The organism is Ensifer sp. VA4 (assembly GCF_055710065.1).
Genome location: NZ_JBVQPO010000001.1, coordinates 211,945 through 224,115 on the forward strand (window position 1 = coordinate 211,945; position 12,171 = coordinate 224,115).

Annotated in this window: 11 protein-coding genes; 6 read left to right on the forward strand and 5 right to left on the reverse strand. The window is 62.9% G+C overall.

The features are described from left to right. Positions 1-192 precede the first annotated feature (192 nt). Entirely contained in the window at positions 193-759 is a 567-nt protein-coding gene (locus AC0C6X_RS01070; protein WP_173515790.1) for a DUF6101 family protein, read from the forward strand. A gap of 445 nt (positions 760-1,204) precedes the next feature. Here the strand turns inward: AC0C6X_RS01070 and ubiA are convergent, their stop codons facing one another. The 3 genes from ubiA to AC0C6X_RS01085 all read right to left on the reverse strand — a co-directional run bounded on the left by ubiA (position 1,205) and on the right by AC0C6X_RS01085 (position 4,031). Beyond that, complete coding sequence (gene ubiA, locus AC0C6X_RS01075) at positions 1,205-2,164, reverse strand: 4-hydroxybenzoate octaprenyltransferase (RefSeq protein WP_472951427.1); 960 nt, start codon at positions 2,162-2,164, stop codon at positions 1,205-1,207. Positions 2,165-2,234: 70 nt separating this feature from the next. Beyond that, on the reverse strand, positions 2,235-3,041 hold the full coding sequence (locus AC0C6X_RS01080; RefSeq protein ID WP_173515788.1) for a MipA/OmpV family protein: 807 nt from the start codon (positions 3,039-3,041) through the stop codon (positions 2,235-2,237). Positions 3,042-3,215: 174 nt separating this feature from the next. After that, a complete protein-coding gene (locus AC0C6X_RS01085; RefSeq protein WP_247957999.1) occupies positions 3,216-4,031 on the reverse strand; it encodes an AraC family transcriptional regulator in 816 nt (271 codons plus the stop codon). Between the two features lie 108 nt (positions 4,032-4,139). Between AC0C6X_RS01085 and AC0C6X_RS01090 the strand changes: the two genes are divergently transcribed. The 5 genes from AC0C6X_RS01090 to AC0C6X_RS01110 all read left to right on the forward strand — a co-directional run bounded on the left by AC0C6X_RS01090 (position 4,140) and on the right by AC0C6X_RS01110 (position 10,918). Next, entirely contained in the window at positions 4,140-5,336 is a 1,197-nt protein-coding gene (locus tag AC0C6X_RS01090; protein WP_173515786.1) for an MFS transporter, read from the forward strand. 173 nt (positions 5,337-5,509) lie between these two features. Further along, positions 5,510-6,550, forward strand: coding sequence for an ABC transporter substrate-binding protein (locus AC0C6X_RS01095; protein WP_472951431.1), 1,041 nt, complete (start codon positions 5,510-5,512; stop codon positions 6,548-6,550). Then, complete coding sequence (locus AC0C6X_RS01100; RefSeq protein ID WP_472951433.1) at positions 6,547-8,916, forward strand: putative bifunctional diguanylate cyclase/phosphodiesterase; 2,370 nt, start codon at positions 6,547-6,549, stop codon at positions 8,914-8,916. The genes AC0C6X_RS01095 and AC0C6X_RS01100 overlap by 4 nt, the downstream gene beginning before the upstream one ends. Positions 8,917-9,022: 106 nt before the next feature. After that, positions 9,023-10,300: a phosphoribosylamine--glycine ligase gene (purD, locus tag AC0C6X_RS01105; RefSeq protein WP_472951435.1), complete on the forward strand. Its 1,278-nt coding sequence runs from the start codon at positions 9,023-9,025 to the stop codon at positions 10,298-10,300. A 90-nt stretch (positions 10,301-10,390) separates the two neighbouring features. Further along, positions 10,391-10,918, forward strand: a complete 528-nt coding sequence (locus AC0C6X_RS01110; RefSeq protein ID WP_472951437.1) for a plant virulence effector HPE1-like domain-containing protein — start codon at positions 10,391-10,393, stop codon at positions 10,916-10,918. A 129-nt stretch (positions 10,919-11,047) separates the two neighbouring features. Here the strand turns inward: AC0C6X_RS01110 and AC0C6X_RS01115 are convergent, their stop codons facing one another. Both AC0C6X_RS01115 and AC0C6X_RS01120 read right to left on the reverse strand, forming a co-directional pair. Beyond that, positions 11,048-11,551, reverse strand: a complete 504-nt coding sequence (locus AC0C6X_RS01115; protein WP_247958248.1) for a 2-thiouracil desulfurase family protein — start codon at positions 11,549-11,551, stop codon at positions 11,048-11,050. A gap of 64 nt (positions 11,552-11,615) precedes the next feature. Beyond that, positions 11,616-11,996, reverse strand: a complete 381-nt coding sequence (locus AC0C6X_RS01120; protein WP_472951439.1) for a cupin domain-containing protein — start codon at positions 11,994-11,996, stop codon at positions 11,616-11,618. Between the last annotated feature and the right edge of the window lie 175 nt (positions 11,997-12,171).

Below are 12,171 nucleotides of genomic sequence, written 5' to 3' on the forward strand. Positions count from 1 at the left end.
GTCCGAGCCGTTGACGAAACGGAAACCCTGAGCGGTCGGCTTTTGCTAACCATCGAAAAACGCAAAGTTTTCTTAACCGCGATTCTTAAGTCGTTCGGAAAGGGGGGCGCCTATTCTCCAGCCCATAGAGGACGAAAAGTCCCGACGAGAAGACCGGATACCGGCTCTCAAGGAAAAACAAGGGCGATTGAAATGCGCAATACACTCTCTCAACCCGCATGGGTCGAAAACACGCTCCGTCTTGATCCGAAGCGCTTTCCACAGCAGGCAAGCTACGCTTTGCACGGTCATACGGGTAATGTCACGATCAGCCTGGACGAGCGTGGCGCAGTTCTGCGCAAGGTGCTACCATCGAGCGGCCTGCCGCTTTCGATCGCATTGCCGGCGCGGGCATTCAAAGGGGTCGCGGCTCGCGCGATCGATCACGGCGACGGAGACGTTACAGTGACGCTGGAACTTCATCACGACGACCCGGACCTCTGCGTTCCGCTGCTCGTCGCACACGATCTGTCCGACATCGCGGCTGACTGGCGCGCCTGGGCGGAGGCCTATCGCATTCCGATGCTGATGGTCGAAGCGGACGGCGTTGCAAGGCCGCTCGAAGAGCATCTCGGCGACGTGCGCACCGCACCGGTCAAGCCGCGGCGGCGCCACTCCTTCTTCGCCGAGCGCCGGCCGCGTTTCCTCGTGCGTCGTTCCACCGGCAAGCTTGGCGTTCACATGAAGATCGACGGGCGCGAGATCATCGCCCGCAGTTAATCCGCAGCAGCACTTCCAGCGCGACAGCCGGCCGTTCCCTGCGGTCGGCTGTTGTCGTTTTCCGAGCCGCCGATTTTGCAATGCGGCTCCGTACGGCAAGCATTCACAGTTTTTCTGGGACTGCTCGAGATGTTCCCACGGAAACAGATCCGTCGCCTTCTTCGTGCCATATCGGCTTCATAGCCAAGATCACGAAAGAAGGAGAAACCCGATGCGCAAGCATATCGCCGCCGCCGTTGCCGTCATCCTGTCCAGCTTCCGTGCGCGTCATGAGGCGAAGGAGCGCAAGGCCGCCCGCGAGATCAGCTGGGCCTGACGCTTTTTGCGGCCCGCCACTACAGCGCGGCACGTCCTATCAGACGCGCAAAGGTCGCAGTAGCACTTTCAGGGCTGCCGGGACGAACCGAACGTATGAAGAGGATCCTCCGCCGCGACGGAGGATTTTTCATATCAGGCGTATAAGAATCGCCAGCACCAGGCCGGCAAAGATTATCAGGCCGACGACCCCATTGAACTTGAACAGCGCCAGACACTGCGCCGGATCGTGGATATTCAACACCAGGATCTGGTAGGTCAGCATCGCCGCGGCAATCAGAAGGCCGATATAGGCGACAGCGCCGGCACCGGCAGCCACGAAGGACATGAGCAGCAGCAGCGTCGCGATGCCATAGAGGCCGATCAGCCACGGCCGCGGATTTTCGCCGAACCGCCGTGCCGTCGAACGTACGCCGATCAGCTCGTCGTCCTCCCTGTCCTGGTAGGCGTAGATCGTGTCATAGCCGATCGTCCAGGCAATCGCCGCGCCATAGAGCGACACGGCTGCCAGCGAGAGCGTGCCGAACTCGGCCGTCCACCCCATCAGCGCACCCCAGGAAAAAGCCAGACCCAGGAAGAATTGCGGCCAATCGGTAAACCGCTTGGCGAAGGGATAGATCGCCACGACCGCCAACGACAGGATGCCGAGCACGATCGAAAAAGTGTTGAACTGCAGCAGCACGACGAGGCCGACGAGCGCCTGCAGCACCATGAACACCTTCGCCTGGAGACGCGAGACGCGCCCCGACGGCAGCGGCCGCGATCGGGTGCGCGCAACCTCCATATCGATGTCGTGGTCGACGATGTCGTTGTAGGTGCAACCGGCGCCGCGCATGGCGATCGCGCCGGCGGTGAACAGGAAGCAATGGTACAGGAAGCGGCCGAACGAGAATGCCTCGGTGCCCGCCACCGCGCCGGTAGCCAGCGCCACGGACCAGAGGCAGGGCAACAGCAGCAATTGCCAGCCGATCGGGCGGTCCCAACGGGCGAGCTGCGCATAGGGCCAGAGCGCGCGCGGCATCACGCGATAGACCCAGTTGTTGGACGGCGCGTCATGGACGCGGCCGGAATCGGCGGAAAAGGTGTTCATGCTTCTGTTTGACGCCGCGCGTCCGGCCGGTCAAGCGGCGAGATCGTCGCGGCGCCGGCCCGGCGCATTGTCACGGAAGGCTGAAGTCGAAGCGGTAGGTTGCCGACAGGCCGACCAGGACCTGGTTGCGGCTGCCGCGCTCGCGAACGAGGCTGGAATCGGCGGCAGGGCCAAGCAAACGCCGGTACTCGGCATAGGCACTCGTTTCGAGCTTCTCCGTTGCCTGCCAAGTGATCGCGGCGCCGACGCCGGCGGATCCGACGCCGCCATGCGGATAATACGTGGCAAGACCAGATGCGGCCGACTCGCGGTCATTCACGCCATAATAAGCGCCGTAGTAGTCGCTGGTCGCAGCGGTCAGGCGTGGACCGCCGGAGATGCGGACATTGCTGCTGACGTCGGTGAAGGCGTCGGCCGCGACATCGGCGACGATGCCGTGGTGGCTGCGAATGCCCTGGCGGACTTCGGCGCGCACCCGCAGCCAATCGGTCGGATAGACCTCCGCAAAGCCACCGACTTCGCCGCCGAACTTGATCGGATCGAGACCCTTCAGATCGCTGGAGGTGCCGGCATCGCGCTCGAAGATCAACTTACCGACGAGACCGGCACGGAAACTTCCCTGGTCGACCAGCGCATAGGACATGTTGTCGTTGCGCGAGGAGAAGCGGACCGTGCTGCCGGCCTTGCCGAGCGAGATCAGCGGTGCGGCCTGGAACATGCGCTTCGAGGCGCCTTCGTATTTCGGGCCGAGGAACCCGGTGGCTCCGACCTTCAGATACCAGTCACCGGACCAGAAATATTGGCCGTCACCGGCAGAGGCGGCGTTCGCCGACAGCAAAAGGGTTCCAGAAAGGAACACGAGAGAACGGATACGCAAGAAACAACTCCGGAAGAATCATTCGCCGGGGCGAAGCATTGACCGTGCCGACAGGACGAGGGAGGCAGACGCGGACTGGAACGGCACAGGGCGACTTATTCCGGCTTGTTCCTACGATTCCGTTAACCAGGTCAATTCAAGCTTCCTTTGCCATACCCGACGTGCCGACGCCGATCACTGCCCAAGATAGGTCTTGAGATAAACACTCGGCGGGCTGCCGAGCATGCGGCGAAACATGGTGGTGAAGGCGGCGACGTTCTCATAGCCGGCATCGAGCGCCACATTGGTGATCGGCTCGCCATCGGCCAGCAGCGGCAAGGAGGCGAAGATACACGCCTGCTGGCGCCAGGTGACGAAGCTGACCCCTGTCTCCTTGCGAAAAAACCGCGTGAACGATCGCCGGCTGAGGCCCATCCGGTCCGCCCACTGGTCGATGCTCGCTGCCGCTGACGGCGCCTGCAGGAACTGTCGGCACAGCGCTGCAAGTTTCTCGTCACGCGGGAACGGCAGGCCGAGCGGGCGTTCCCGCAGCCGGCCGATTTCTTCCAGAAGCAGATCCGTGACCAGTTGCTCGCGCCGCTCCGACATCGTCTCGTTCTCGATGCCGACGAGCGCATCGACGAGGCTGCCGGCGAGCGGGTTGATCTCCATGACCATCGGCCGCTCGGCGAAAAGCAGGTCCGGCGCGAAGTAGATCGAATGCATGCGCACGTCGCTGATCATCTCGGCCGAGTGCTCCATGCCGGCCGGGATCAGCAGGGCATGGCCGGGCGGAACCATCCAGCGTCCGCGTTCGGTGCGCATCAGCACGACGCCGCCGCGCGCCCACCAGAGTTGCGTGCGCGTATGGCTGTGGAAAGGGACGAGAAGGCCGGCACTGTAGTCTCGCCCCAATGCCAGCACCGGGGCGTTTCCCGTCTCGATCCAATCGAGGTTGCGAAAGTGATCCTCATCGGGAAGCTGCGGCAAGGGAAATCGGCGGATCGGCATCTGGCCCACTCACGAAAGAACTCGACCAGATCACAAAAGCAGGCCAATCGCAACCTCAGTACAGATAACCACGCCGCATACAACCTTCGAGACGGCAAGGAATCACCCATGTCTACCGTGACCTCAACTTCCGGGATCACCCCAGAAAAGACGGCCTTCTCCGTCATCCTGGCTGTCAGCTTCTGCCACATGCTGAACGACATCATGCAGTCGCTGCTGACCGCGCTCTACCCGCTGCTCAAGGCGAACTACGCGCTCGATTTCGTGCAGATCGGCCTCCTGACCTTCACCTTCCAGCTGACGGCATCGATGCTGCAGCCGGCCGTCGGCATCATCACCGACCGCTGGGCGCTGCCCTATTCGCTGCCGGTTGCGATGCTCTCGACCTGCAGCGGCCTGATCCTGCTTGCCAATGCCCGCGACTTCTGGGTTCTCCTCATTGCGGCAAGCCTCATCGGCATCGGGTCGGCGATCTTCCATCCGGAGTCCTCCCGCATCGCCCGCCTCGCCTCCGGCGGTCGCCACGGCCTGGCGCAATCGCTGTTCCAGGTGGGCGGAAACGCCGGCAGCGCCATGGGGCCGCTGCTTGCCGCCTTCATCGTCATTCCCTTTGGCCAGGGAAGCCTCAGCTGGTTCTCGATCGTCGCGATCATCGGCTTCTTCGTGCTCTCCTGGGTCAGCACCTGGCATGTCCGCCATCGCCGCACGACGATGAGCCGGCCGGCGCCGAGCCGCACCCTTCCCCTGCCGAAGGGGCGGGTGATGTGGGCGGTCGCCGTGCTGGTGCTGCTGACGGCCACGAAGAACGTCTACATGGCCAGCATCTCCAGCTATTTCACCTTCTTCGTCATCGAGAAGTTCGGCGTCGGCGTTCAGGAGGCACAACTCATGCTGTTCCTGTTCCTCGGCGCGGCCGCGGCCGGAACCTTCCTCGGCGGCCCGATCGGCGACCGCTACGGCGCCCGCTTCGTCATCTGGTTCTCGATCCTCGGCGTCATCCCCTTCGCCTTGCTGCTGCCCTATGCGAACCTCTTCTGGACCGGGGTTCTGTCGATCGTCATCGGCCTGATCTTCTCCTCGGCCTTCTCGGCGATCGTCGTCTTTGCCCAGGAACTGGTGCCGGGTCGGGTCGGGCTGATCGCCGGCGTCTTCTTCGGTTTCGCCTTCGGCTTCGGCGGCATGGGCGCGGCCGTGCTCGGCATCTTCGCCGACCGGCAGGGCATCGAGTTTGTCTACACCGTCTGCTCCTATCTTCCGCTGCTCGGTATCCTCACGATCCTGCTGCCGAAGATCCCGGCGAGATAGTGTTTCGCGCAGAGATTGTCCTTGCAAATTCACCGGGCGCCGCCATGCGGCGCCCGGTTTCGTTTGAGCGGCAAGCCGCACCCGACACCTTCCTTACCCGTCGCAGCCCCACGTAATCATTCATCAATTTTTGCGCGCTACGGTCGTCTGACGGGCTTGGGCAGGGGTATGCAATGCAGGGGCGAACGGTGATTCCGGCCTTTCTGGCGACGTTGCTTTTTGCAACGGCGGCACCGGCCGAGACCCTGAACCTGCTGATCTGGGAATCCTATATCGACCAGAAGATCCTGGACCGCTGGACGGCGATCACAGGCGTTGCGGTGCATCAGGTCTATTACGATAACGGCGACACGCGCGACGAAGTGCTGGCCGACCCGAACAGCCGCGTCGACCTGGTGGTCACTGGTGAAAACAGCGCCGCCCTTTTCGGCCGCAAGGGCGTGCTCGAAAAGCTCGACGAGACCAATGTCGCCTCTCTGCGGGACTACGACGAAAGCTGGCGCAAGCGCTGCTCGGGCCGCGGCCTGCCCTACCTCTGGGGCACGATGGGCATCCTCTACCGATCGGACGTCGTTACGGAGGTGCCGACCTCCTGGCAGGATCTCATGCGCCCGGCGCCGGCGCTCGCCAAGCATGTCGCCATGTATGACGACCACAACGAGGCCTTCGTCGCGCCGCTGATGCTGCTCGGCCAATCGATCAACACCAACGACAGCGCGACGCTGAAAGCGGCCTTCGGTCTGATGAAGGAACAGGCGCCCTCGGTGCTCACCTACGAATACGTCATCAGCTCGATCCAGAATCCGACGGTCAGCAAGGACATCCACATGGCGCTGGGCTATAGCGGCGACCAGCACGTGCTCAACGACAAAGCCGGTACGCCCGGCGTCTGGCGCTACGCCGTTCCCAAGGAAGGCACGCTTTCCTGGCTCGATTGCATGTCGGTCGTCGCCAACTCGCCGAACAAGGATCGCGCACTCGCTCTCCTCGACTATCTCGGCTCGCCCGGAAGTGCCGCCGCGAACGCGCTGGCGCTCAACATGCCGACGGCAAGCCGGGCCGCCTATGCGCTCCTGCCGCAAGAAGTCCGCGCCGACCCCGCCATCTACCCCTCGCCCGACATCCTGGCCAGGAGCCAGTATCAACAGGAACTGTCCACAGAGTCGGTGCAATTGCGCCGGCGCATCATCAGCACATTGGCGAACTTCCAGTGAACCTCGGCAAACGCGCGCTCATCCTGATCTTTCCCGTCGTTCTCGCTGGTTACCTGCTGGCAGCGGTCTCGGTCCACGTCACGCAGAGCCGCTCGATCCGTGCGCTCGAACACGCCAAACTGTCGCAGCGACTGGAACATGCGGCCGCCGTTTTTCAAAACGAGATCGGCCGCAGCAAGGCCTTCCTCAATGCGCTCCTGAACGGCAACTCGCTGCGCCAGTATGTTTCCGAAACGGACGAGAATTACCGCGCCAATGCGCTCGGCGTCAGGCTGCAGGAGAGCCTCAAGTCGCTTCTGGACGACCCGACGGACTACGTCTCGCTGGCGCTGCTGACCTCCGACCTGAGAACGGACTACTATTTCGAGAACAGCTGGGATCCCTTCGCCCAGATCGACGATGCCCAGCTCAACCTCGCCCGCCGGCTGATCCGCGAAGACAAGCTCTCCGACTGGACCTACCTCTACGAAGCCGGGCAAAGACCGCGCATCGTCTATTCCTTCTTCCTCGATCCGATTGCCTTCACCCGGCCGCTGCCCAGCAAGAAATCGAGCGCCCTGCTCGTCCAGGTCGCGATCCAGCCGGACCGCTTCCTCGACATGCAGCAGGCGCTGAAGAAGGAATACGGCTCCGACATCGTGCTCCAGCCCTGGCCGTTGGCGATCACCGATGACCTTTCGGCAAGCGTCCATCTCGGGCCTTCGCTCTACGCAACGCTGACCGTTCCCAGCGAGCATTTCGATGCGCTGATGGCCCGGCAGAAGTTTCTGCTGGCGCTCGGCGCCGTCGCCATGAGCCTGTTCTCGATCTGGCTGATCATCATGCTGATCCGCCGTTTCATCACCGATCCGATCGCCACGCTCGACGCCGATGTGATGGCGGTGATGGTGGGCGCGCGCGACGAGATCCGCGACATGGAGGAGAAAGGCGAGATCGGGCGGCTGATGGAAAATATCCGCGAACTCCATCGGCAGTCGGTGCAATCGTTGAAACTGGTGCAGCGCAGCTCCTGGACCGACACCCTGACCGGGATCAGCAATCGCGGTCGTTTCAACGCGCTTGCCGCCGGTGCCGTGCGCGAGGCGATCGCCGCCGGCGAGAAGTGCAGCCTGCTGTTCATCGACATCGACAACTTCAAGTTCGTCAACGACAAGCATGGCCACGAGATCGGCGACGAGCTTCTGAAGACGCTGGCCGCCCGGATCGGCGAGCGGGTCGATGCGATCACCGAGCGGCGCGGCCAGAAGCCGGCCATTCTTGCCCGCCTCTCCGGCGACGAATTCGCCGTCTTCGTGCGGTCGCGGCCGGGCGACGGCACGGTCCGGGAAATTTCGGCCGCCATTCTGGGGCTGTTCGAGGACGGCTTCGAGGTCTCCGACAAGCGCTATCCGGTGACCGCAAGCATCGGCGCTGCGATCTGCCCTGATGACGCGACCAACCTTGCCGAGCTGATCTCGAACGCCGATGCCGCGATGTATCAGGCAAAGACCAGCGGCAAGAACCGCTCGGCCCGCTTCTCCCGCGCCCTTCACGACAAGCGTACGCGGCTGCGCCAGATCCAGGACGAACTGCGTTCGCTGGATCCGGACGAACAGTTTCACCTCGTCTATATGCCGATGGTCGACACCGATGGTCGCGTGACCGGTTGCGAAGCGCTCTTGCGCTGGTACTCGCCCGTTCTCGGCAACGTTACCCCGGACGAATTCGTGCCGATCGCCGAAAGCTCGGGCCTTTTCACCAAGATCGACTGGTGGGTGATCAACAAGGCGATGTCGGATTGCGGCCAGCTCAAGGCCCTCTTCGGCCCGCAAACGGTACTGGCGATCAACATCTCCTCGGCCGAACTGCATTCGAAGGCGATCGCCGATCATTTCTCCGACTGCCTGGAGATGCATGGGCTGGAGGCGCGTTCGATCGAAATCGAGCTCACCGAAACCTTCGCCGTCAAGTTCAGCGACCAGCTTCGCCGCAACATCGACGCCCTGCGCCAGAGGGGCTTCCGCCTTTCGATCGACGATTTCGGCGCCGGCTACACCTCCGTGCAGCAGATCATCGAATACACGGCCGACACGATCAAGCTCGACCGGGCGCTGGTCTCGAACCTCACCGCCTCGCAATCTCTACCGGTGCTCAAGGCACTGATCGCGCTCTGCCATGCCAAGGACGTCGCCGTCGTCGGCGAAGGCATCGACACGCCGGAAAAGCTCTCCATGCTGACGGCTGCGGGCTGCGACCTGTTCCAGGGCTATCTCATCAGCAAGCCGCTGCCGATCGAGGACCTGGCGATCTGGGCGCTGACACGTACCGCCCGCTACGCGCACGGCGATGGACAGGACGACCTGCAAAGCCGGCAGGCCATCGCCTGAACGGCGGTGATTGCGGGAATCGCTGGCCGGACTCCCGTTTTCCCTTGACCTTGCCGCCCTGCCGTCCTAACCGCAGCGCAGCAATTTCGGGATATCGGGGGCTGCAATGAAGGTTCTTCTGATTGGATCGGGTGGGCGCGAGCACGCCCTAGCATGGAAGATTGCACAGTCTCCCAAACTGACGAAGCTTTATGCAGCACCGGGCAATCCCGGCATCGCCGAAGAAGCTGCCATCATCGCGCTCGACACGGAAGACCATGCGGCCGTCGCCGACTTCTGCCGCAAGGAAGCGATCGATTTCGTGGTGGTCGGTCCCGAAGGGCCGCTCGTCGCCGGTCTCGCCGACGTCCTGCGCGCAGCCGGCATCGCCGTCTTCGGCCCGTCCGCAGCCGCCGCCCAGCTTGAAGGCTCCAAGGGCTTCACCAAGGATCTCTGCGCCCGCTACGGCATTCCGACCGGCGCCTATGGCCGCTTCACCGATGCCGAGACGGCAAAGGCCTATGTGCGCGAACAGGGTGCGCCGATCGTCATCAAGGCCGACGGCCTGGCTGCCGGCAAGGGTGTAACCGTGGCGATGACACTCGATGAGGCGCTCGCCGCCGTCGACGATTGTTTTGCCGGCGCCTTTGGTGCCGCCGGCGCCGAAGTGGTGGTGGAAGCCTATCTCGATGGCGAAGAAGCAAGCTTCTTCTGCCTCTGTGACGGCAAGACCGCGCTGGCGCTTGCCTCCGCCCAGGACCACAAGCGCGTCGGCGACGGCGATACCGGACCGAACACCGGCGGCATGGGCGCCTACTCGCCCGCCCCGGTCATGACCGCGGAAATGATCGAACGGACGATGAAGGAAATCATCGAGCCGACGATGCGCGGCATGGCGGAAAGCGGCCATCCCTTCTCCGGCGTCTTCTTTGCCGGGCTGATGATCACCGCCAAGGGACCGGAACTCATCGAATACAACGTCCGTTTCGGCGACCCGGAATGCCAGGTATTGATGATGCGGATGAAGAGCGACCTGCTGCCGCTGCTCTATGCCGCGGCAACCGGCACGCTCGCCGGCATGAGCGCAGAATGGCGCGAGGAGACGGCGCTGACCGTCGTCATGGCCTCCAAGGGTTATCCCGGAAGCTACGCCAAGAACACGCCAATCGACGCCCTTCCCGCGCCCTCTGACACCACCAAGGTGTTCCATGCCGGCACGGCCATGAAGGACGGAGCCCTGGTCGCGACCGGCGGCCGCGTGCTCAACATCACCGCAACGGGTGAAAATGCCGGCATGGCCAAGGACAGAGCCTATGCGGCGCTTGCGGCCGTTTCCTGGGAGAACGGCTTCTACCGGCACGATATCGGCTGGCGCGCGGTTGCACGCGAGAACGAGAAAGCGTGAACCGGGGATCATTCTATTTTTACCAATTCTCCTGACGGGAAAGTAAGGGAGAGCGCATATTCTCGCCGCTAACAATTGCGGGAGAAGCCTATGCGCCTGTTGCTGATCACCACCGTTCTCGGGCTTGCCGCCGGCAACGCGGCGGCGTCGTCGATCGAGTCGGTCGCTTCCGGTACGACCGACAATGCCAGTGTCGCCACGGTCTCTTGCGCCGCATGCCCGCCGCTGCAATCGAAGAAGAAGGTGACCTATGTCGTGCCGACGATCGCGGCGGGCGATGAAACGGTCGAGCTCAAGAAAATCAACGGCGAGATGAAGATGGTGCGCACCGAGGCCTGGCTCGGTGGCTCGCCCGTCGTCTTCGTCAGCAAGCCCTCGCAGGAGTTCATCAAGGCGGCGTCCGTCGAAGGCGATGCCTCCCCGACGGTCATCGTCTCGACGAACGCGAACGACCAGAACCCGGTGGCGGACGACGCGAAGATGATCGCGATCGACCAGACCGCAAAGACCGCTGCGGTCATGCCTGTCGGCGCCTCCATGGGCGGCACGGTTAAAAAGGCGGCAGCAGACGGCTCACAGCAATTTGATCCGTCCACCCTCGAACTTCGGCTAGACTGATCTCCTATCGGGAAAGTTCCCTGCCCCGCTCAGCTGTCCCCTGCATGCAAGGCTGACGGGCGTTTCGCTGCAAGAGCGAGAGATTGCGCCCCTGAGAGAAGCAGGGGCGCAATCTTTTATTCTGGGCTTTTATTCTGGGCTTTCCAATGCTTCGATCCGCGCGACGAGCGCCTCGATCTGCCTGTCCGAATAGACTTCGATACCCTGGCCGGCGAGCAATGCTGCCGTCACCCCCTCCCCGGCGTGGCGCATGCCGGTAAAGCTTCCGTCATAAACGAAGCCGGATCCGCAGGACGGACTGCCATCGATCAGCAGTGCGAAGCGACAGCCCGTTTCCCGCGCCAGCGAAAGCGCGTTTTCGGCAGCCCGCACGAAACCTTCGGTAACGTCGCGACCGTTGATCTCCAGCACCTTTGCATGGCCGGTCAGCACGTCCTTGCCGACGGCGCCGGCGGCGATCTCGGCCGGCGGACGCGGCACCGGCATGCCGGCAGACATTTCCGGACAGATGGTCACGAGACGGCCCTCGGCCCGCCAGCGATCGATCGCCGGATGTATGAGCGGCTTCGACTGGCCATCGTAGCGGACGGCATGGCCCATGAGGCAGGCGCTGACGAGGATCTTTTCGGGCATGTCTTCCTCTACCCCGACGCCCTGCCGATCAGCAAGCGCCTTCATGCCGTGCCGATCTCAAGCATCAGATCCAGCGGTCTTTTTCCGCCGTGCGATCTCCGCCCTCGTGGCCGGTGTTGAGGGTGCCGCGCGGCTCGATCAGCAGCATCTTCACCTCACGCTCCGCATAGGGCTTGTGCTCCACGCCCTTCGGCACGACGTACATCTCTCCCGGCCCGAGCGTCACCGACCCGTCGCGGAAATCGATGCGCAGCGTGCCTTCGAGCACGATGAAGGCTTCATCGGTATCCTTGTGATCGTGCCAGATGAAGTCGCCCTCGATGCGCACGATCTTGAACTGGTAGTCATTGAGTTCGGCAATGACGCGCGGTTGCCACTGATCGCTGAAGAGCGAGAGCTTTTCGGCGAAATTGATCGGCTTGTGGGTCTTCGTCGCGTTGTCCATCGGCTGTCTCCATCGGTTTGATAGAGACAGGATATAGGTCGCCCGGCGGCAGCCGGCTTGAACGTTTGTGCGAAGGCAATGGCTACTGCATGTCTCCTTCAATCGACCTCGATCTAAGGACAAAGACATGCAGCAAATCAAAGTGCTACAGCGACCTTTGCGCGTCTGATAAGAC